Here is a 22,439-nt window from a genome sequence, read left to right as displayed (position 1 = left end):
AAATTTTTAATTTAAAACTAAATACCTATAATCAAAAGCGAAAAAAACTGCTATGGTATCTCTACCGAGTATGACTTCAAGGATTGGATCATGGACCAAAACACAGTACATGAGTATTTAGTAAAGAAGCCCTTGGTGCAAGTGACAAAACCATTTGCTCAAGAGGTTGATGTTTATAAAGTAAATCATAAAATGTTTGCCACCCTTGCCTTAGGTAATGATGGAGACGTTAATGATGATGGAGATCCTATTTGGTGGCTTAATTTAAAGTGCGATCCCGATGAAGCACTTAAATTGCGTGATATTTTTCCTGCGGTGATCCCTGGCTATCATATGAACAAGCGGCTTTGGAATACGGTGATATTAGATGGCTCTATTCCACAAGGCGAAATTGAAAGAATGATCGATAATTCGTTCAAATTAGTTGTTGAGAATATGCCAGAAAAAGACCGTAAAGCAATTGAAGCACATCTATAGAAACCACCATCACGGGCTAGCTTGCTAGCCCTATTTGCTACAATTTTAATGTGTATATCAAATCATCATAACGTGTATTATTAATAGTGTGCGCTTGCGTATTAATGCCAGTTAACGTTAATCCACACTTTTGTAATACCTTTTCAGACCCTATATTCCCCTTTGTAACCACGGCTTTAAACTGTGTAATACCGCATTGTTGCCATGCCCACTCAATCACGGCACGCAATGACTCACTGGCAAAGCCTTGATTATAATACGCGGGTAAAAACAAATAGCCTAGCTCAGCTTGCTCAAGTTCGTATGTAAACCCCGTTACACCCATGGGCTCATTTGACTGCTTATCAAATACCACAAGGCAAAGTGGATGAGTAGAAGTGCTATCCCAACTTTTTAAACGTTGTTCAAACCGGCTGCGTACAAACGCTTCGCTGGGCATATCGTAGCAATAACGGATCACGGTAGGATTTTGATGTAACTGCAAAAATAATGGCCAATCACTGCTTTGAAGTGGGCGCATTGCCAATCGTGCTGTAAACAACTGCATGATGGTTTACCTCTTATCTGCTTAGCTGCAAATTAAGCTAACATACTTTATAGCAAGCCACTTAATTATAAGTCTTATTTGAGGGTAAAAACCTGTCGATAACTAAATAAAAACTGGCAATTTAGGTTTTATAAATGCACGTTTTTAACACAGGTAGCGACACGTTTAGCCCCGCAGAATGATTAAGTATTATTGCGGGTTGGTATTATTGCGCCCTAGAATTCTATATTTACAAATAGCAGATATAAAAAAACCGCATATAATGCGGTTTTTTTAATCAAGCTGTTTTACGAGTCTTGCTTTGGTGAGTCAACGCTCTCTACTTGAGGTTGCTCATCAGCAGGCTCTGCTTCTATTGCTTGTTCAGCAACAGGTGCTGGGCTTGGCTCATCTGCAGCAGGCTGCGTTTGATAAAACTTAGCGCCTGATTCAGCCATACTTACTAACGTGTCGCATGGGGCAAAATTTGCATTGCTATTAGCTAATGTAGACATATCAGAGCTAACCTTGCTGGCGCCCAATTTATCCATATAGCTAAACGGTCCACCTAAAAACGGTGGGAAGCCAATACCAAATATAGCGCCAATGTCGCCATCACGTGGGCTTGCAATAATGCCATCGTCTAAACAACGCACGGCTTCGTTAAGCATTTGTGATACACAACGCTTAGCAATTTCGCTTTTATTTAAACGCGGTGCAGGGGTTACACCTAATAGCTCATACACTGACTCGTCAACTTTTTTGCTCTTTTTATCGTACTCATAAAAACCACGACCCGTTTTACGGCCTAGGCGTTTTGAATCAATCATACGAGAAAATGCATCAGGCGCTTTAAAACGCTCGCCTAATTCTTTTTCAAGAATTGGGGCTATTTTAGAGCCTATATCAATCCCTACTTCATCAAGTAAAGCAAGCGGCCCAACTGGGAAACCAAACTCTACAAGGGCTGCATCAATTTTTTCAATTGGCTCACCGGCAAGCATTAAATTAGCTGCTTCATTTACATAAGGCGCTAAAATACGGTTTACGTAAAAGCCTGCCATGTCTTTTACCACAATGGGCGTTTTACCTTGCTTACGTGCAAAGTTAACTACGCGCGCTATAGTCTCTTGTGAAGTCCCTTCGTGCGGAATAATCTCCACGAGTGGCATTTTTTCAACTGGCGAGAAGTAATGCAGGCCTATCACGTTTTCAGGGCGCTGTGCCTGTGCTGCAATTTGCGAAATAGGCAGTGATGACGTGTTACTTGCAAAAATAGTATTGCTTTGGCATTGCTGCTCTATATCGGCAACCATACCTTGCTTTAAGGCTAAATCTTCAAATACAGCTTCTACTACTAAATCAATGTGTTTAAAGCCACTGTAGTCGGTAGTACCGGTAATACGGTTCATGGTTAACTGCATATCAGCTTTAGACATAATGCGGCGTTTAAGGCGCTTATCTAAAATTTTGTAGGTGTAGTTCATGGCATTACTAATGCCCTGCTCTGCTACATCTTTAATACGTACAGGTACTTTGGCTTTTACTGCGCTTACATGCGCAATACCGGCACCCATTAGGCCGCCACCTAAAACAGCTGTTTTACTAATTGCTGGCGCATCGTCGTTGCGCCACTCTTTTTTCATTTCAGTGGTTGCAAAGAAAATACCGCGAAGCGCTTTAGATTCATCACTCATTACAAGTGTTGCAAAGCTTTCAGCTTCTGTTTTGTATGCTTTTAATTTATCCAGCTCTACACTTGCACGCACAGCCTTAATAATTGCAAGCGGTGCGGGGTAATGTCCGCCGGTTTTTTTAAGGACGTTTTCTTTGGCTTTTTTAAAGATAAAGTTACGGCCAAATGGGTTTGACTCTAATAATTTGCTTACTTTATCAAGCTTTGGCTCTTTATCTGCTGGCTTTTTCTTAGCGGCAAATTCTTTAGCGACTTTTAGTAATACGCTTTGTGGTACTACATCATCTAATACGCCTGCTTTTTTAGCTTGCTTAGGGCGAATTTGCTTGCCAGTTAGCATCCATTCAAGTGCTTTTTGAATGCCTACAATTTTAGTTAAACGCTGCGTACCGCCACCACCTGGTAATAAACCAAGTTGTACTTCTGGCAGGCCTACTTTAGTCATATCGCTATCTGTGCCTACACGGTAATCACATGCTAAAGCAAACTCTAAACCACCACCAAGCGCAGCACCATGTATTGCACTTACTGTTGTATAAGGTAGTTTTGTCATATCAAAAAATGCTTGATGACAAAGTTCACTAATTGCTAAAGCATCTTCACGCTTTTGCACGTTATCTAGCATTTTTACATCAGCGCCCGCGATAAAGTTATCGCTTTTACCACTTATAAATACCATCCCCTTTACTGACTCTTGCTTAGCCGCTTCAAGTAAAGCTTTTAAGTCATCAGCGAATGAATCGCGCAGGGTGTTCATTTTCTCACCCGGCACATCAATGGTTACTACGGCAATTTTGTTTTCATCTACCGTTAAATTAAATACTGAATCTGTCATTACGCGCTCTCCAATACAAAGGCTGCACCTAAACCACCAGCAGCACACGCTGTTGTTAATGCTAAACCGCCACCACGACGTTTAAGCTCGTGTAAGCTTTGCGTAATTAAGCGAGCACCGGTTGCAGCAAATGGGTGACCATATGCCAGTGAGCCGCCGTTAACGTTAAACTTATCCATGTTAATTTCGCCAATTGCTTTGCTACGACCAAGTTTTTCTTGCGCAAACTTATCTGATGCAAACATTTTCATATTGGCAAGTGTTTGCGATGCAAAGGCTTCGTGCATTTCAATTAAATCTAAATCAGCAAGTGTAATACCTGCTCTATCAAGTGCGATAGGCGTTGAATGCGCTGGGCCCATTAGCATGTCTTTTTCTACACCAATTGCCGAAAACGCAAAGCTACGTACATAACCTAAAATTTCGTAGCCTAGTGCTTTTGCTTTGCTTTCGCTCATCATCAGTACGGCGGCTGCACCATCGGTTAATGGTGTTGCATTTGCAGCGGTAACCGAGCCATGTTGGCGGTCAAATACTGGTTTAAGCTTAGCGTAGCCTTCAACTGTAGAATTTTTACGAATGTTATTATCTTCTTCAATAAAGCTTTTATATGGCGGTAAGTGCGCCGTCATTACTTCATCTTTTAACTTGCCATCGGCCCATGCTTGGGTTGCAAGTGAATGCGAACGATGCGCTAGTGCATCTTGATCTTCACGGCTTATGTTATGTGTTTTCGCCATTTGCTCAGCAGTTTGCCCCATTGAAAGGCCTGTTGAGTATTCAGCAACCGCAGGCGGTACTGGTAATAAATCTTTTAAACGCAGTTTTGAGAATATTTGTAAACGCTGGCCTAAGGTACGTGCTTTGTTTAAATCAACTAAGCTACCTGCCAATTTTTTACTTACGCCAATAGGTAATACTGAAGATGAATCGGCGCCACCGGCAATACCTACATTTACAGAGCCTGCCATAATAGACTCAGCTACATTAGCAATGGCCTGAAAGCTGGTAGCACACGCACGCGATACAGAATACGCATCTACGCCTACTGGCATACCCGTACCTAAAACAATTTCACGTGCAATATTTGGCGCTTCTGGCATTTGTACTACTTGACCAAATACAAGTTGATCGATTTCTGACTTGTCGAAATTTAATCGTTCAAGCATTTCGTTAACCACCAACTTACCCATATCAAGGGCTGGTACATGGTGAAACGCTGTTGCTTGTTTTGCAAAAGGAGTACGTAAGCCGCTAACGATGGCAATACGGTCGCCTTTTGGTGTTTTTAGTATATTTTGCTCAGACATTTATGCTCTCCCGCTGACAGGTCTGACCTGTTTGTTTTCCTCGATTCTAAACAACCCGTGTGCTAAAGCCAATAGATAAACACAAATTTATACAAAAGCACTAAAGGTAGATATATACATAGTGCTTAATATTGACTACCACAATAGGCTTTTTTACGCGTTTTTACAAAGTTTTGTGGTACGCTAAAAACCGTTAAAAAATAACGAACTATTTTTAAAAATACAGTCTAACTCTTGAGTTACTCACTTATAAACCTTATAACTAGGTCAGTATTAATCACCTAAAATAAATTAGGTACAAATCCAGCTGACGAGGAAGTCTATTTATTATGGCAGCTAACGCATTCAAACAATTAAAAACGTACTTAGATACACAAATTATTGGCCAGCCAGAGCTTACTCAAGCACTCCTTATTGCCATTTTAGCGGATGGCCATCTATTAGTAGAAGGCCCGCCAGGGCTTGCAAAAACCCGTGCTGTTAACGCCCTTGCTAAAGGCATTGAAGGCTCGTTCCAGCGCGTACAGTTTACTCCCGATTTATTACCTGCCGATGTAACTGGCACCGATATCTACCGCCAACAAACCAGTGAATTTGTGTTTGAGAAAGGCCCTTTATTTCATAACCTTATTTTAGCCGACGAAATAAACCGTGCCCCAGCAAAAGTACAATCAGCACTACTAGAAGCCATGGCAGAGCGCCAAGTAACGGTAGGCAAAAACACCTACCCGCTAAGCGATTTATTTATGGTAATGGCTACCCAAAACCCACTGGAGCAAGAAGGGACTTACCCGCTGCCAGAGGCACAATTAGACCGCTTTTTATTACATTTAAGCATTGATTACCCAGGTGCAGAGCACGAGCTAGACATACTGCGGTTAACCCGTGGAGAAGCACTTAATGAACAACAAGCGGTTATGCAACAAATTACCCAAAGCGATTTATTTGCCGCTCGCCAAGCTATTTTAGGCTTGTATTTAGCCGAGCCGCTTGAGCAATATTTAGTACAGCTTATTATTGCCACTCGTGAAGGGGCTAAGTTTGATGAGCAACTTGGCCGTTGGATTGAGTTTGGCGCAAGCCCGCGTGCTACCATTGCACTTGATAAATGTGCCCGTGCCCACGCTTGGTTACATGGCCGCGATTTTGTAGCACCCGATGACATTCAAGCCGTTGTACATAATGTACTGCGCCATCGTATTATTTTAAGCTACGAAGCACAGGCTGATGGCATTACTAAAGATCAGGTTATAAGCCGCATTGTTGAACTTGTAGCCGTACCCTAAGTTATGCAAACACAATTAGACTCAAAGGCGTGGCTAAAAGAAAGCCACAGCCACGGTGTAAATTTAGCGCTAAAAGAGCTGCTGTATTACAAAGCTAAAGCACAGTTATTAGAGCTTGCACCAAAAGTTAAAATTAAAAACAGTTTAACTGGGCAATACCTTGCGCCCCATAAAGGCCGAGGTATGGAGTTTGCCGAAGTGCGTCATTACCAGCAAGGTGATGACATTCGCTCTATTGACTGGCGAGTAACAGCGCGTACCGGCGAAACCCATACAAAGCTTTTTCAAGAAGAAAAAGAGCGCCCTGTTTTTGTATTTACTGATTTTTCAAACTCTATGCTATTTGGCTCAAAGCTGCTGCTTAAGTCGGTACAGGCTGCGCACATTAGCGCGCTAGTTGCGTGGTCGGCGTGTCAACGCGGAGATAGAATTGGCGGTATCGTGTTTAATCAACACTCGCATTTAGAACTAAAGCCCAGCGCCCGCGAAAAAGCGGTATTAAAGCTGTGTCATAATCTATGCGACAGCCACCAGCAAGCACTTAACAATATAGATAAACAAGCAACCAACAACTTTAGCGATAATTTAAAACGACTTAACCACCTAGCTAAACCTGGCAGCTTAGTGTATTTAGTCTCTGACTTTAATGCCTTAGATGATGCAAGCTTTAAACAATTAGAAATACTAAGCCGCCACTGTGAGCTGATAGGCTGTCATATAAGTGATCCGTTTGAACATACGCTCCCCGCGTTTAAAAACGCTGTCACTGTTAATGCCAACGGCCAAGATTTTGCGCTACCGCTTATGGATAAAAGCTTTAGAGAACGCTTTGCAAAAAACGCCGAGCAAGCATTTAGCACACGCCTAAATCGCTTAACTAAATCGGGTCTTAACTTAATATCATTCAATGCAGCGAGCCCGCTTGAGCTGCAATTAGTGAGAAAATAACCATGCAAACCAATCCACTCGATGGCCTGCACGATATAATAGCGCCAAGCCAAGTTAGTTGGTGGCCACTCGCCCCTGCTTGGTGGGTTATTATTACCCTGCTGTTCGTAGCACTGTGTGCAGCTGCTTTTTGGTTTTACAAAAATTATAAATTTAAAAAGCCTAAGCGCTACGCAATCGATTTAAGCCACAACGAGCAAAGCGCGCAAACACTTCATATTATTTTAAAGCGCCTAGTAATAGAGTATTACGATAAACGCCTAGCAACGCAATCAACAGCTAACTGGTGTAACACACTTAATACCTTAACCGGTTTAAGCTTTACCGAGCATGAGCTTTTAAGCCTGTATAATGCGCAGCAAACCAATGACGCGCTTAACGAAAAATTACGCCAAGGCATAAAGCAATTTAAACTAAAGGAGCCAGTACATGTTTGAATTTAGCTGGCCATGGTTGTTTTTATTACTACCGCTGCCCTTATTACTTTTATTATTAAAACCTGCTGCCAGTAACGCACATACCCGGTTACGTATTCCAAGCTTTGCCAAACATAACTTAGCCAGCCAAAGCCTTGAAAAAAGCGTACGTAAACTAACTATTTTTGAATGGCTACTTTGGCTATTACTGGTCACTGCTGCAGCCAACCCGACATGGTTAGACGACCCCATTTCATTACCAAACGAAGGGCGCGATATAATGCTTGCGGTCGATTTATCTGGCTCAATGACCGAACAAGACATGGCTTACAACGGCCAATATGTTGATCGCCTCACTATGGTAAAGGCGGTATTAAGTGACTTTATAGAGCAGCGCCAAGGCGACAGGTTAGGCCTGATATTATTTGGCGACACCGCATTTTTACAAACGCCACTGACTCGCGATGTTAAAACCGTAAGTAAAATGCTCAGCGAGTCTCAAATAGGCTTAGTTGGGCGTGCCACTGCTATTGGCGATGCGCTAGGTTTATCGGTAAAGCGTTTTGCCAACAAAGATAAAAGTAACCGTATTGTGGTGCTATTAACCGATGGCCAAAACACAGCAGGTAATTTAAAACCTGAAGATGCCCTACTCCTTGCCCGCGAGGAAGGCATAAAAGTATATACCATAGGTGTTGGCTCAGATAACCCCCGTGGATTTAGCCTATTTAATATGGGTGGTATGAGTGGGGGCAGCTTAGATGAAAGCTTGTTAAAAGACATTGCTGAACAAACCGGTGGGTTATATTTTAGAGCCAAAGATGTAGCTGGCCTTCAGCAAATTTACGCAGAGCTTGATAAATTAGAGCCAATTAGCGCAGATGAGCAAACATTTCGCCCGCAAAGCTCATTGTTTTACTACCCACTACTTATTGCTATTTTACTCATTAGTTTAAAAGTAATGTTAAGCACCTTACGTGCATTAAAGGAGCCTAACTAATGGACTTTACATTTATTCGTCCCGCTATTTTGTGGCTTTTAATACCTGCACTTGCGTTGTTTTTTATAGCCTTTATTAAGCATAAAAAACAAAGCGCAGATAACCTAATTGCCCCTCATTTGGCGCCTTTTATTATGAACGAGTCAAACACTAAAGCCAGCCAACCACTTTGGCTGGTCGCTGTATTTTGCTGTTTAGCTATTATTTTTAGTGCAGGCCCTAGCTTTGAAGAAAAACAGGTTCCTGTATTTCAAAGTAAAAGTGCCCGTGTGATTGTAATGGATATGTCGTACTCAATGTACAGTACCGATATAGCACCAAATCGTTTAATGCAATCACGCTTTAAAGCACTCGATATGATTGAGCTATTTAAAGAAGGCGACACCGCTTTAGTTGCCTATGCCGGCAGTGCATTTACTATTTCGCCACTTACAAACGATGCCACTACGCTTACTAATTTAATTCCGAGTTTAAGCCCCGACATTATGCCCGACAAAGGCTCTAATGTTTTAGCTGGCCTTGATATGGCAAAAGAGCTTTTAACACAAGCAGGCTATATTGATGGCGATATAATATTAGTCACCGATGGCATAGACCAAGAAGAGCAAAGCGATATTACTAGCTTTACCAGTAATTCTTCTTATCGGCTAAATATTTATGGCGTAGGCACAGAGCAAGGCGCCCCTATTAAATTACCTGAAGGCGGTTTTTTAAAAGACAGCTACGGTCAAATAGTCATCCCCACCATTAACATAAGCCGCTTAAAAAGCCTAGCGACCCGCAGTGGTGGAAAGTTTGCCCTTTACCAACCAAGCAGCAGTGACATAGCCACTTTTGCACCAAGTGCCAACAGTGAGTTATTAAAAGATGAAAAACAAAGCCATGCCCTGTGGCGCATAGACGCAGGTATATATGGGTTACTTATTTTACTGCCCTTAGGCCTTTATTTATTTAGAAGTGCAGCATTTGTAGGTGCCTTTTTAGTACTCAGCGTTTTGCCAACCCAACAGGCAAGTGCATTAGAGCTCCCCTCTTTTTTAAAAAACACTGATCAACAAGCGCTTGATGCTTATAAAAATAAAGATTTTGAACGGGCCGTCAATGCCGACTCAAGCAGCTTAAAAGGGTCTGCATTGTACCAACAAGGTAATTTTGATGCCGCACTAGAAGCCTTTAGTAAAGATAAATCAGCCACTGGTTTTTATAACTATGCCAACGCGCTTGCCAAATCAGGACAGCTAGAACAAGCCATAGATGCTTACAAACAAGCACAAACGCTACAACCTAACTTTAGCGAAGCCGCTGATAACCAAGCTTTGGTTGAGCAATTGCTCGAGCAACAACAGCAGCAACAGCAACAGCAACAGCAAGAGGGTGATTCGCAAGATAACCAGCAACAATCTGATCAAAGTGAGCAACAAAACAATCAGCAATCAGATCAAAACCAACAAGGTGAAAATAGCGATTCTCAATCAGAGCAAAATCAAGGCGAGCAATCACAAGAGCAGCAAGGTGAGCCAGGTGATGAGTCTGACACTGAGCAAGACCAACAAAGTGCTGAGTCGGGTTCACAATCAGATAAACAAAATGAGCCAGAACTAGAAACTCAGCCACAAGCTAATCAAGAGCAAAAACAGCCTGAGCAAACAAACGAAGAACAAGCTGAAAATACTCAGCCGCAAACAGCGCAGCAGCAAACGTTAACAGATGAGCAAAAGCAAAACGCTCAACAACAAGCCGCGCAAGCACAAGCGAGTGAGCTCACCAACGAAGAGAAAGAAAAAGCCCAGCAGCTTAACCAGTTATTAAGAAAAGTACCGGACGATCCGGCAATTTTATTACGGAATAAAATGCAATTAGAAGCCCAAAAAAGACAATATCAACGTCGCCCTACAGGAGTAGAAAAATCATGGTAATGCGATTATTTTGCTGTTTATTGCTATTAAGTGCGATGCCATCATGGGCCGCCACCAAATTAGAGGCAAGTGTAGATAAAAACCCAGTCCTTGCTGGCGAATTTTTTATGCTTAACATTTCAGTTGACGACACAATAAAAAGCGAGCAACCCGACACCTCGGTGTTACTTAAAGACTTTGTAGTTGGGCCAACAAGTTTAAGTACGCGCACCAACATTATAAATGGCAGCATTAACAAGCAAACAACCTGGTCTGTTAAGTTAATGACCCGTAATGAAGGTGAATACACCATTCCGGCTTTTAACGTGGCCGGTTTAAGCTCGCAGCCAATAAAATTAAAAGTGGCAAAGCGCGCTGCCGATGCTGATAAAAATAACGATATTTTTTTAAAAACATCGCTCTCAAGTGACTCGTTGTTTGTTCAAGAAGCTGGCGTATATACGATTAAACTCTACCTAGCAAAAGAGCTGCTTGATGGCAGCCTAAGTACGCCCAGTATGCAAGATGCACAGCTTACACAATTAGGTAAACAAACCGAAAGCTATGAGCTTGTAGATGGTAAACGTTATTTAGTGATCACCCGAGAATACTTACTACAACCTCAAAAAAGTGGTGTATACACCATTGTTGGCCCTACGTTTCAAGGCCGTGTACAGCAAAATTACCGCCAATTAGAGGTGTCGGCTTTAGGGGATGATCAGCAACTTGAGATAAAACCTATTCCGGCAAACTATAAAGGCGCATGGCTACCAAGTGAGTTAGTTAATATTGATGAGCAGTGGCAGCCTGATGAAAATACAGTGGAAGTTGGCACGCCTATTACACGCACTATTACCTTAACCGCATTAGGGGTTACTAAAGAGCAACTGCCCGAAATTGATATGAAAACCATTGCGGGAATTCGCAGTTACCCCGATGATGTAGAAACAAACAATGCCGTAAGAAACGGACGGGTTGTATCTCAGCAAACAGCGTCATTTGCGTTATTACCACAAAAAGCAGGCACTTATACCCTCCCAGAAATAACACTGCCTTGGTATAACACCAAAATGAACCGCATTAGCTACGCTACATTGCCTGAGCGCACTATAACGGTAACACCAAGCGCCAATGCTATAAACCCAGGTGCTATTGCAAACGACAACTTTAATACAGGTGAGTCAACTTTGCCTGCTAATAAAGTAAGTAATACACAGCAGCCCAATACAGCAATAGCCGCGCCGCAAAGTGTTATTCCGCTTTGGTTAATTATTGTTGCCGTGCTTGGGTATATTTTTTGGATAATCACTGCAATTTTTTATTGGTTAAGCCGTTCTACTAATAATGAGCAAAAAAATAACAGTGTATCTGTAAATAAAGCCCAAACGCTTTCATTAAACGCGCTTAAAAATGCAGCTAAATCAAATAATCTCAATGCATTTTATAGCGAACTAAATGAGGTAGCGATTAAGCTTACGGGCAAAAAGGTGGCTGCGATAGATACGTTAATACACAACATCAATAATGATGAACTGGCGACGCAGGTTAACCGTTTACAGTCAGCTCTTTATGCAAATAGCAGTGCAGATGTCGATCTTAATGCTATTATTAACATAATTGAGCAGCACCAAGTTCAACGTACAAAGTCGCAACAAGCTGTATTAAAAGACCTTTATTAACTAGTTTGATAAATTTAGGTCTTTTCATGCATTAAATAATAAATTTTAATTAAAAAAGTACTTATGCTTGGAAAGAAAAAATCAAATAATCAGGTCTTAGTTGATATGGCAGAGAAACAAAAGCGCTATGAAGCCTTGGTCCATGTATATAATAAGGAGCTTTATCGCTTTGCTTATTGGTTATGCCGTGACCCACATATTGCAGATGACCTAGTACAAGAAACGTTTTTACGTGCTTGGCGCTCGCTTGACTCATTATTGGATCAAAAAGCCGCCAAGCCTTGGCTGCTGACTATTTTGCGTAGAGAAAATGCACGTCGCTTTGAGCGTAAGCAGTTTGACTACAGCGATGTAGAAAACGATACACTTGTCGATGAAACCAGCCATTCGTTAGATGATGAAATGGAGCAAACGGTTATCCAACGCCAAATTGCGCTGCTATCTGATGAATACAGAGAACCCTTACTTCTGCAAGTTGTTATGGGGTGCTCTGGTGAAGAAATAGCAGAGATTCTCGATTTAAATAAAAACACGGTTATGACTCGTTTGTACCGTGCCAGAAACCAACTTAAAGAGGCTTTAAGCCGTGATGATGAACAACTTAAAGGGGCATCAAAATAATGGATGAACTTGAGTTTCGTCGACGCACTATTGCGCAGCCAAACGATTTAGATAAGGAGCTTTTAGAGTTTGCTAAAGAGAGCTCTGAGCGACAAAACTTTATAAGCGATATGAAAGACTTTGATAAACAAATTCAAGATGCGTTAGATGTGCCTGTGCCTGACAACCTTGCTGAGCGTATTCTTTTAAACACCTCGTTAAAAGAAAAAGCAATGCAAGAAGAGCAAGCAACTGGGGAAAACGTTGTAGATGCACGCTCACGTTTTAAGTTTGACCGTGTTCACTTAGCCCTAGCCGCGTCTTTTTTTGTAGCTATTGGCGCATTCTTTTTTAGCACAGAGCAACACATTGCCCATGAAGCAGGCGAACATGCTTTAACCCATGTTTACCATGAAATTACCGCCCTTGAAAAAACCAATGCTATTAGCCTACAAAGCGTTAACGATAAGCTTGCACTGCTTGGCGCTCATATAGAAGAGCTGCCAGGTAAAATTACTTATGCGATGTTTTGCGACTTTAAAGGTGAAAAAGGTCTGCACTTAATTTTTGAGTCGGACTTTGGCCCAATGACGGTCTTTATTGTTCCTTCTGAGAATAAGTCGTTTGGGTTTGGCGAAGATGATTTTCATGATGCGCGCTTTGCAGGTCATATTAATCGAGGCGACAAAGCCGATACTATTTTAGTGGCTAATTCCGGCGCGCCAATTAATGTGTACAACGAGCGGGTTACCAATGCCATTCACTGGCTGTAACTAGCGCTTAACGACTAAAAACCGCTGAGTAACACTGAGCGGTTTTTTTGTGCCTATTAAGCGCTCATTTTCCATCCAAAACAATTGATTTTAAATGTAATTATTAATTTTTACTGAAAAGTTAATTATACTCACCGCTCAGTTTAACTTAGGGAATTACATGAAGAACATCATCGTTATATTTTCATTACTTGCACTACTGTGTACAGCAAGTTTTGATGCACACGCACGCAAAAAGTTTGGTAGTAGTAAACGCGGTACAACCCCAGCAACACAACAAACCACACAAAAGCAAAAAGCCGATACCACAGCACCTGCAGCTAGGACAAAAAGCAGTAAAAAAGGCATTATGGCCGGCGTATTAGGCGGACTGTTAGCCGGCGGTTTAATTGCCGCTATGCTAGGAGATAACTTTGAGGGCATGCAGCTATTAGAAATTATTTTATTAGCAGGCGTTGCCTTTATTTTGTTTAAACTTATTACGGGGTTTATGCGCGCTCGCCACTCCCCGCAATTAGCCGCTACTCACGCTACGGGGCACTCTGCTTTTAAGCAAGCAGCCACAGAGCAACCTACCAGCAGTGGTTTTACCCAGCAAAGCGCACACACTGAGCAAGTACCTTTCAATTTACCCCCTAATTTTGACGTAAATGGCTTTTTACAAGGCGCGCGTAGCCACTATTACACTATGCAAACTGCGTGGAATAATGCCGATTACGCCACGATGGCTGAGTATTTAAGCCCATCGTTAGTTCAAGAGTTTAAAACTGAGCGCGAAGCGATTGAACGGGTAGCAACTGAGGTGATGTTTATTGATGCCGAGCTTGTACGCGCTGAAACAACAGCAAATTCGTGGCAAGTAAGTGTGCAATTTAAAGGCAAATACCGCGACTTAGACGATAAAAAAGAAGAGCCTATTTTAGAGATTTGGCACCTTGAGCGTGCTACCACCTCAGATGCACCGTGGCTGATTGTAGGCGTAGAAGACTTAATCGATAGCGAATAGTGCTGTAATTATAGTTATACCAATTCGCTTAATTAAGTGATCTACTTTAAGGGTGGATAAACGTGTTGAGAGCTCGGCAAAAAAATCGCTATTTAGGTGTTCTAAATGAGAGCTTTTTAACGCAGGTAGCGACACGTTTAGCCCAGCAAAATAATTAAGTATTATTGCGGATTGGTATTGGTGGCAAACGCTGGCTAATTGGTATAAATAACAGCTAAAAAAAAACCGCCCAGCCTAAAGTTTAGGCTGGGCGGTTTTTTATTACTGTTAAGTAATAGTGTTATTTACAAACGTCAGCAACGGCGTTTGCGAAATACTCAATATTAGTATCACTAATACCCGCAACATTTACGCGGCTAGAACCAACAATGTAAATACCGTATTCTTTTTGTAGGCGCGCAATTTGCTCTTTATTAATGCCTAAGAAAGAAAACATACCGTGTTGACGTTCAATAAACGAAAAGTCTTGCTCTATCTCTTTTGCTGCTAAGCTTTCTTTAATTAAGCTACGTAAACCATTAATACGATTACGCATTTCATCAAGCTCACTGTGCCACATTTGTGTAAGCTCTGTGCTGCTTAAAATAGTGTTTACAATGTCAGCACCGTGCGCTGGAGGCATTGAGTAAATACTACGAACAACGCTTAATAGCACTGAATTTGAAATATCAGCGGTTGCAGTGTCTTTTGCAATAATTGAACACGCACCAATACGCTCACGGTATAAACCAAAGTTTTTAGAACATGATGAACAAATAATTAGCTCTTCTACTGCATCAGCTAAAATACGTAGTCCACGTGCATCTTCTTCAAGTGACGAGCCAAAGCCTTGGTAAGCAATATCAATAAGTGGTGTAAAGCCAACTTCTTTTGCAAGCTGAGCAACTGTGTTCCACTGTGTCTCGTTTAAGTCCATACCACTTGGGTTATGACAACAAGCATGAAGTAGCACAATATCCCCTTTTGGTACTTGCTTAAGGGTGTTTATCATGTCGTCGAACAATAGATCTTTGTTTTCGTAATCGTAGTACGGGTATTCTTTAACGTTTAAGCCAGCAGCTTCAAACAAGCTAATGTGGTTTGCCCATGTTGGCGTTGTTACCCACACTGTTGCGTCTTTATTGCAACGCTTAACAAATTCAGCCGCAACGCGAAGTGCACCTGTACCACCTGGTGCTTGTGCAGTACGTACGCGGTTTGCTAAAAGTGCTTGGTGCTCACCTAGTAATAGGTTTTCCATTTTTTGACAGTAGTCTAAGTTACCCGCTAAACCAATGTAAGATTTGCTTGTTTCGTTTTCTAAACGAAATGCTTCAGCTTTTTTTACCGCTTTTAATACCGGTGTGTTGCCTTGCTCATCTTTATAGACACCTACACCTAAATCAATCTTGTTAGGGTTTGTATCTTGTTTATAGGCTGCCATAAGGCCAAGAATAGGATCTGTTGGTAATGGTTTTAATTCTGAGAACATTAGCTATCTCTTATCATTAATTAGGGGTTGGCTATTGTAGTAAGCTTAACATAAAAGCTTACCTTCTTGGCTAGTGATATTTACACTAGAAAGTGAGGAATTTTAATGCAGCACGCAACTAATACAGCCAGTGTACGGCTATCAAAAAAGTCGTTACTAAATGCCTCTGCATCTATAATACCGACGCATTCATGTTGCTCATTAAATAAGGGTAAACAGGTTTCAGCTTTCACTTTAGGGTCGCACGTATAGTACTCGCCACCTTGTGCTAAATAGTTTTCTACGTTGTTAATTACACGCCCGCGCTTAGACAATGCAACTTGTACATTATTGCTGCCTGCTGCAAATGCTTCAGTAAGAGGAAACAGTGGACGGCTTGGCGCACCTTGATACGCCAGCTTTAATAATTGCGGACCCTGAGCAGTGTCAACGGCTTGATAAATACCATACCAATCGACCTGTGTTTGCTGCTCTATGTAATTAACTATATTTTGTAGGTTTGCTAGTTTTTGCTCGTTTTGTGAAGTCGCGCTCACGTGATCAGTAAGTTTAAATGGCTCATCTTGTAAATAACCAAACAAACTACACGCACCGCCTTCACCGAGTTCAGGAATTTGATATTCCCAACGTACAGACGGCAGCGCGCTTGCAGCAATATACTGTTCTAGCTGCTCTAGCTCTTTGGCAATTAATTGTGGGTCTGTATTTAATTGCGCAATATCAAGGTAAGAAGAAATCATTTGGCCATCCATACATCTAAAATTTTTTAGATAATAACATGGAAATTTTTTCTGAGCTATAGCAACTTGTAACACATTTCGACTTGGTTACCACTTGCGTTATACGTGACTTTTTCTGCTACTTCTTCGAGTAACGATAAGCCACGCCCAAACTCTGCGTTGAGTTCGGTACGTGTAGAAGAGTCACTTGAGAACCCCCTACCCGAGTCACAAATAATAAAGTACAAGCACAAGCTATCTGGGCAATAACGCATATCAATAATAATCATCGCCTCTTTCATTTTACTCAGTGCTTGCTCTCTTAATTCATAGTATTTAAAAAAGCCATCGTCTTGTTTTTTTATGTCTGAATCAAGGCCTAACACACCATGATCAAGTGCATTGTTATACGCCTCAGAGAGCAATAAAAATATATTTGAGCGATGCGACCTAAGCCCCTCAACACTGCTTAATACATTAACAACATCATACACAGGGTCTGTGCATTTAATTTGCTGCGCGTTCAAGCTAAGTGAAAAGTTAAATGCCAAATTAGAATACGCCTCTTTGGCCTCAGGCTCTGGGGTTAGCGGCAAACAATTAAGCAGCACTAAGCTTAAGTCGTCCAATTGCTCACTGCCATTGGCAAAGGTATTTACATTATCTATAACACGCTGACTGCTGATCATCGGCTTGCTTTTAAGTGCTGCTAAAAAGCGCTGCTCACCATAAAAAATATCGGCGTCGTTGTTAGTTTCTATTATGCCATCGGTTGAAAGCACCAAGCGGGTGTTTTTATCAACTTCTAAATTAATTAGCTCATATTCAAATTCATCGCGGTCTAAAATCCCCAGTGCCATGTGTTGCGACTCAAGCGTTTGCTTAACTTCACCATCGGTATTTATTAAGTACGCATCTGGTAAGCCGCCAAGCCAGGCCGAAATACTTTTTCCCGAGGCACTGAGCTCAATAATAGTCGCCGCGCAAAACATGTGCTCTGGCAGTAAATTATGCAGTAATATATTGATCTCAGAGGCGATATCGTTAACAGCCATGCCTTTTTGCACCATAGTGTAAAACACCCGTGATGCAGGCAATGCTCCAATCGCGGCCGCTAACCCATGCCCGGTAAAATCACCCAACATGCAATATAAATTGCCTATTGGGCTTTGCGCGACTAAAAACATGTCACCGTTAAACATAGAAGCAGGAGAAAGGCTAAAGTCTAAATGGTCTTTAAACTTATCTTGGTTTTCGAGCGAGTTATTAAAAATGTGCTCAATTATTTCGTGCTCGCGCTCTATTTGATTGCGATGATACTCAAGTAAGGTGTTTTGTTGATGGGCTTTTTTACTTAATTCGCGCGTACGGCTGTGCGCTTTAATTTTTGCGTTTAAAATTACTTTTTCAAACGGCTTTTGAATAAAGTCATCCCCGCCTACTTCTAAACAACGCTCAAAGCTGCTTTGATCTTCAAGCGAAGTAATAAAAATAATGGGGAGATAAACGTCGTTGTATCGCTGCTTTATCAGCTTTGCAGCTTCAAAGCCATCCATTACCGGCATAAGTACATCGAGTAGAACAATATCAATCGCTTCTTTTTCTAACACCTCAAGTGCTTCTAGGCCGTTAAACGCAATTGATATTTTATAGTTTTCTTCGAGCAGCATTTTTTCGAGCAGGATGCGATTAAGCGCCTGATCGTCAACAATAAGTACGTGGGTCATTAGTTAATATCAAACTTCTTATCAAAACGTGATATTTGCAGTATTTTTTTAAGCTGAGGCTGACAATTACTGATCTCTATTGTTTGTACCTGGCTTTCAATGGTTTTTTTCATGTTAAGCAACATACCAAGAGCAGAGCTATCCATGTAGTCAGTCTCTCTTAAATCGATAATCACTTTATTTGTTTTAGGCTCAATTTGGGCATAGGCTTGGCGAAATGATTGCACTAAATTAAAGTCAAATTTGCCTTTAATTTGTATCGTTAAAGTACTTTCATCAACCGATAAACTCTTTGTTAAACTCATTATAAACTCCAATAATATTTCCTTTGACCTAAATATAACCTGTTAAAAGTATTTAGCAAAAATAAAAACACTCGCCAGCAAATTTGTTATTATTTAATACATCAATAAAAACGTTTATTTAGGTAAATTATGAGTGATAACCGCTTAGTATATTCAACCGATATGGGCCGAATTAGCCAGCCAAAGGTTGAGCAAGAACCCACTGCAAAACTATTTAAAGATGGCTTTATCCGCATAGAGCGCCAAACTAAGGGCCGAAAAGGTAAAGGTGTGATGTTGGTTGTGGGTATAGATCCAAAAGCGCACGATCTAAAAAAGCTAGCTAAAACCTTAAAAAGTAAAATGGGGCAAGGTGGCGCGGTAAAAGAAGGCATTATTGAAGTTCAAGGCGATGATCGCGAAAAATTAAAAGGGATTTTAGAAACCCTTAAATTTAAAGTAAAAATTGCGGGTGGCTAAACCCGCAACCTCTTATTTGCTACTAACAATGTTAGGCGTATCGTTTAATTTTTTGTATAACGCTGGCAGTTCGTTCTCAGCAATCGGTTTGCTGTAATAAAACCCTTGCACAATATAACAATTATTATTTTGCAAAAACTCTACTTGTTCAATCGTTTCAACCCCTTCTGCAACTACGTCTAATTTAAGCTTTTGCGCCATGGCTATAATAGCGGCGGTAATTTCCATGTCATTAGAATCAGCAGGGATATCTTTTACAAACGAGCGGTCAATTTTTAATATGTCGACCGGGAATCGTTTTAAGTAACTTAGCGACGAATAGCCAGTACCAAAATCATCAATCGATATTGAAATACCCAGTGCTTTTAGTTCGTGTAACTGCGTAATGGCAGCTTCAACATTGCCCATTAGCATACTTTCGGTAAGCTCCAAGTGTAACCGCTTAGCACTTACCCCGGTTTGTTTAATTATACTGCTGAGCATGGGCACTAAATTAGCGTCTTTAAACTGACGTGCCGATAAATTAATAGATACGTTGTTATCTCGTCCATCTTGCGCTAAACGCACAGCAAACTCGCACGATTGCTGTAATACCCACTCACCGAGTTCAACAATAAGCCCTGTTGCCTCAGCAATAGGAATAAACTTGGTCGGCGATATAAGCCCTTCTACTGGGTGGAACCAGCGTAGTAGCGCTTCATAGCCTACAACGTGCTGAGTTAATGAGTTTATTTGCGGCTGGTAATAAACCTCAAACTGTTTTTCTTTAATCGCATGGCGTAATTCGTTTTCAATGAACAGCCTTTCATTGGCAGCCGCGTTAAGCTCTTGGCTATAAAAGTGGTAAGTATTACGCCCTTTTGCTTTTGCCTCATACATTGCTAAATCAGCATGTTTTAAAAGCTGATCTTCTTCTAGGCTATCGTAAGGGGCCATTGTAATACCAATACTAGCGCTTACTATCACTTCGTTATTGCCAAGCTTTATAGGCACATTAAGTGTTTTTTGAATAGTATTTGCGACATCACTGGCATGCTCTTGGCTTTCAATACCACTGAGTAATACAGCAAATTCGTCGCCCCCTAGGCGGGCAATTGTATCTTCGGCGCGTAAGCGTGTTTTAAGGCGGTTAGCAACTTCAATTAGTAACTGATCGCCTGCATCGTGGCCTAACGTATCGTTAATGCGTTTAAATTCATCTAAATCAAAGTAAAAAAGTGCAAACGCATAATGGCCGCGCTCAGCCAAAGCCATTGATTTACGCAGCTGCATTCTAAAAAATGTTCGGTTTGCTAAGCCCGTTAACGTGTCAAAGTACGCAAGCTGCTCCATTTTGCGCTGGCTTTCTTTAACAAACGAAATATCTTGTGCGGAGGCTACATAACTGGTGATCTCACCGCCGTCTTCGCGAATAGGAGAAACACTTAAAGATACCCAAATAGGCTGTTTATCATTGCCCTGAATCAAGGTATCACCACGCCAGTAGTTTCTACTGCGAAGGTCGATATTGATATCTTCAACCAAAATGGCCATCTCAGATGCGATAATATTCAACAGCGGCGCGCGGTTAAAGTGGCTCTCTGGGTAGCCTGTCATCTCCAGCATTTTGGGATTAACGTATTCTATAACAAAGTTTTCATCGGTGATCACCACACCGGTTCCTGAGAAGGCAACGGCTTTAGAGAGCCTATTAGCGGCTTTCTCGGCAATTTCTTTTTCTGTAATTCGCTGGTTTAACCCATCTATAAGCTTACGAATTTCTACGGTCATATCTCTAAATGAGCCGTTTAGCGTGCCTATTTCGTCTTTGTTCTCTGGCGGGAATTCGGTTAGTAATTGCCCTTTACCAAAGCCAGTAACTGCATGTACTAATGTGTGAATTCTGCGAAGCACTAGCTGATACAGCGCTTGGTGTAACAATAAGGCAACCAAGACCGCATAAAGCACAAACAAGCCAAAGAACTTCAGTTTTAAATCTTGCAGAGCAGAGAGCGTTGATGAGCGTTTTTTATAAACCCCAATATACCAGTCTAATTTATCAATTTTACGAATATTAATAATGTGTGCTTCATCGTTTTGTACAAACGAATTAGCATACTCTGGTAATTTCATGGTAATTGCTTCATTTATAATGGCTTGCAATTGCGGATTTACAAATTCGTTTGTTGTTATTGTTTTATCTTTGCTGCCATAACTTGCTTGTAGCGCTGGGTTAAGACTCGGGTGAGCAAGCAGTTGGCCTTTTTTATCAAATACCAGTAAATGTTTTTCTTTATCGCCCACAGGTAAAAATGAAATCAGCGTATTTAAATCTATATCGCTGCCGGTCACCCCTAAAAATTCATTATCAACATACAAAGGGACAAGCAAACTAATAACCCATTTATGCCATACTTTATCGTAATAAACCTTAGACCAAACAGGTTCTCTGCTAGGGTTTAAATCACTTTGTACATACTTAAATGTTGCACCATTAGAGCCTCTGAGTTCAGCTGGTGCGTTTAACGCCCAATTGGGGGGCGAGACACGGATGAAATCGTCTTTGGTGATCATATAAAAATTAAAAAAGTCGTGAATTAAGGTTGGTGAAATGACTTTCCATAACGACTCTGAGTTATTAAATAAACGCTTATAAAAAGGAGAATAATGCTGCTGAGGAAGAAATGCGGCTGAAAGGCCGTCGCTCGATGCACTGCGTATAGTGCCGTCGCTATTAAATTGTAACTGGGTTTTGTTAGATAAATTGATTGCTGAGCTATCACTAAATAGCTGCTCTGACACAACATTATTAGCCTGCTTGGCAACGGCTGATTTTGTTTTGATTAGTGCGTCAAATTGCCTGATAAGTAATTCGGTGGAGCTTTTAAGTACTTCATGCTCTTCGAAAACTAATTGTTTTTCTTCAGATTTAAGCATCAGCGCGGCAGCGCACACACCGGCAATTAAACAAATTGCAGATATAAGCAACGACAGCTTTACACTTAAAGAATTTAGTCCAAAACGCGATGGAGGGCGTCTATACACCACAGGCCAACCTTACTATTTTAGTTGTTGTTATTTTTAGCTAATACCTGAAATATACCAGATCCCTATTCATATTTATAAACTATTTGTAAATTTTATCTAAATGTTAGCTAGGAGCTGATAATTATTCATTATGTCTATTTAAACTGGCTTGCTTGTTGACTTTGCTAGTAACACCTCATACATTAACAGCATGAAAATTATCTTATCTTGCACTTTTTTTTCTTTTTTTAGCTTCTTTATATAAAAGAGGCTGAACTGTTTGTGAGATAAAATCAATCGAATAG

19 protein-coding genes are annotated in these 22,439 nt (G+C 41.1%); 11 read left to right on the top strand and 8 right to left on the bottom strand.

Translation table 11 applies throughout. From position 1 onward, the window contains the following. The first annotated feature begins 90 nt into the window (after window positions 1–90). The gene (locus VOI46_RS05070; protein WP_004587303.1) at window positions 91–477 is read left to right on the top strand and encodes an MmcQ/YjbR family DNA-binding protein; all 387 of its coding nucleotides are present in this window, start codon (window positions 91–93) and stop codon (window positions 475–477) included. 37 nt (window positions 478–514) lie between these two features. On the opposite strand, the gene VOI46_RS05065 is transcribed toward VOI46_RS05070, so the two are convergent. The 3 genes from VOI46_RS05065 to fadI all read right to left on the bottom strand — a co-directional run bounded on the left by VOI46_RS05065 (window position 515) and on the right by fadI (window position 4,844). Continuing rightward, on the bottom strand, window positions 515–1,024 hold the full coding sequence (locus VOI46_RS05065; RefSeq protein WP_004587304.1) for a GNAT family N-acetyltransferase: 510 nt from the start codon (window positions 1,022–1,024) through the stop codon (window positions 515–517). 287 nt (window positions 1,025–1,311) lie between these two features. Further along, window positions 1,312–3,534 (bottom strand): fatty acid oxidation complex subunit alpha FadJ, encoded by a 2,223-nt coding sequence (fadJ, locus tag VOI46_RS05060; RefSeq protein WP_004587305.1) that lies wholly within the window; start codon window positions 3,532–3,534, stop codon window positions 1,312–1,314. Then, window positions 3,534–4,844, bottom strand: a complete 1,311-nt coding sequence (gene fadI / locus VOI46_RS05055; RefSeq protein ID WP_004587306.1) for an acetyl-CoA C-acyltransferase FadI — start codon at window positions 4,842–4,844, stop codon at window positions 3,534–3,536. The genes fadJ and fadI overlap by 1 nt, the downstream gene beginning before the upstream one ends. 329 nt (window positions 4,845–5,173) lie before the next feature. Between fadI and VOI46_RS05050 the strand changes: the two genes are divergently transcribed. From VOI46_RS05050 to VOI46_RS05010, 9 genes are all read left to right on the top strand, one after another. Continuing rightward, window positions 5,174–6,130, top strand: coding sequence for an AAA family ATPase (locus tag VOI46_RS05050; protein WP_004587307.1), 957 nt, complete (start codon window positions 5,174–5,176; stop codon window positions 6,128–6,130). 3 nt (window positions 6,131–6,133) lie between these two features. Further along, a complete protein-coding gene (locus VOI46_RS05045; protein WP_004587308.1) occupies window positions 6,134–7,078 on the top strand; it encodes a DUF58 domain-containing protein in 945 nt (314 codons plus the stop codon). 2 nt (window positions 7,079–7,080) lie between these two features. Further along, the gene (locus VOI46_RS05040) at window positions 7,081–7,515 is read left to right on the top strand and encodes a DUF4381 domain-containing protein (RefSeq protein ID WP_004587309.1); all 435 of its coding nucleotides are present in this window, start codon (window positions 7,081–7,083) and stop codon (window positions 7,513–7,515) included. Then, window positions 7,508–8,494, top strand: coding sequence for a VWA domain-containing protein (locus tag VOI46_RS05035; protein ID WP_004587310.1), 987 nt, complete (start codon window positions 7,508–7,510; stop codon window positions 8,492–8,494). Before VOI46_RS05040 ends, VOI46_RS05035 begins: the two co-directional genes overlap by 8 nt. Continuing rightward, window positions 8,494–10,410, top strand: coding sequence for a VWA domain-containing protein (locus VOI46_RS05030; protein ID WP_004587311.1), 1,917 nt, complete (start codon window positions 8,494–8,496; stop codon window positions 10,408–10,410). The genes VOI46_RS05035 and VOI46_RS05030 overlap by 1 nt, the downstream gene beginning before the upstream one ends. Beyond that, on the top strand, window positions 10,404–12,068 hold the full coding sequence (locus VOI46_RS05025) for a BatD family protein (protein ID WP_004587312.1): 1,665 nt from the start codon (window positions 10,404–10,406) through the stop codon (window positions 12,066–12,068). The genes VOI46_RS05030 and VOI46_RS05025 overlap by 7 nt, the downstream gene beginning before the upstream one ends. Before the next feature lie 63 nt (window positions 12,069–12,131). Beyond that, window positions 12,132–12,689 carry a sigma-70 family RNA polymerase sigma factor gene (locus VOI46_RS05020; protein WP_039972214.1) on the top strand — a complete coding sequence of 186 codons (558 nt, stop codon included), beginning with the start codon at window positions 12,132–12,134 and terminating at the stop codon, window positions 12,687–12,689. After that, entirely contained in the window at window positions 12,689–13,441 is a 753-nt protein-coding gene (locus VOI46_RS05015; RefSeq protein ID WP_004587314.1) for a DUF3379 family protein, read from the top strand. Before VOI46_RS05020 ends, VOI46_RS05015 begins: the two co-directional genes overlap by 1 nt. A gap of 160 nt (window positions 13,442–13,601) precedes the next feature. Further along, window positions 13,602–14,447 (top strand): Tim44-like domain-containing protein, encoded by an 846-nt coding sequence (locus VOI46_RS05010; protein ID WP_004587315.1) that lies wholly within the window; start codon window positions 13,602–13,604, stop codon window positions 14,445–14,447. A gap of 280 nt (window positions 14,448–14,727) precedes the next feature. On the opposite strand, the gene VOI46_RS05005 is transcribed toward VOI46_RS05010, so the two are convergent. From VOI46_RS05005 to VOI46_RS04990, 4 genes are all read right to left on the bottom strand, one after another. Beyond that, the gene (locus tag VOI46_RS05005; RefSeq protein ID WP_004587316.1) at window positions 14,728–15,918 is read right to left on the bottom strand and encodes an amino acid aminotransferase; all 1,191 of its coding nucleotides are present in this window, start codon (window positions 15,916–15,918) and stop codon (window positions 14,728–14,730) included. Between the two features lie 80 nt (window positions 15,919–15,998). Next, on the bottom strand, window positions 15,999–16,658 hold the full coding sequence (locus VOI46_RS05000; protein ID WP_004587317.1) for a GAF domain-containing protein: 660 nt from the start codon (window positions 16,656–16,658) through the stop codon (window positions 15,999–16,001). A gap of 56 nt (window positions 16,659–16,714) precedes the next feature. Further along, entirely contained in the window at window positions 16,715–18,364 is a 1,650-nt protein-coding gene (locus VOI46_RS04995; protein WP_004587318.1) for a fused response regulator/phosphatase, read from the bottom strand. Continuing rightward, window positions 18,364–18,669, bottom strand: a complete 306-nt coding sequence (locus VOI46_RS04990; RefSeq protein WP_004587319.1) for an STAS domain-containing protein — start codon at window positions 18,667–18,669, stop codon at window positions 18,364–18,366. Before VOI46_RS04990 ends, VOI46_RS04995 begins: the two co-directional genes overlap by 1 nt. A 129-nt stretch (window positions 18,670–18,798) precedes the next feature. Here VOI46_RS04990 and VOI46_RS04985 point away from each other — a divergent pair, with 129 nt between their 5' ends. Continuing rightward, complete coding sequence (locus tag VOI46_RS04985) at window positions 18,799–19,128, top strand: translation initiation factor (RefSeq protein WP_004587320.1); 330 nt, start codon at window positions 18,799–18,801, stop codon at window positions 19,126–19,128. Window positions 19,129–19,140: 12 nt separating this feature from the next. Here VOI46_RS04985 and VOI46_RS04980 read toward each other — a convergent pair whose 3' ends face one another. Then, window positions 19,141–22,155: an EAL domain-containing protein gene (locus tag VOI46_RS04980; RefSeq protein WP_138724987.1), complete on the bottom strand. Its 3,015-nt coding sequence runs from the start codon at window positions 22,153–22,155 to the stop codon at window positions 19,141–19,143. Window positions 22,156–22,439 lie beyond the last annotated feature (284 nt).

Origin of the sequence: Pseudoalteromonas sp. CuT4-3, assembly GCF_035666335.1 — a bacterium.
In the GTDB taxonomy this organism is placed as follows: domain Bacteria; phylum Pseudomonadota; class Gammaproteobacteria; order Enterobacterales; family Alteromonadaceae; genus Pseudoalteromonas; species Pseudoalteromonas atlantica.
The sequence above is the reverse complement of the archived record's forward strand: the minus strand, read 5'-3'. Positions and strand labels throughout refer to the sequence as shown.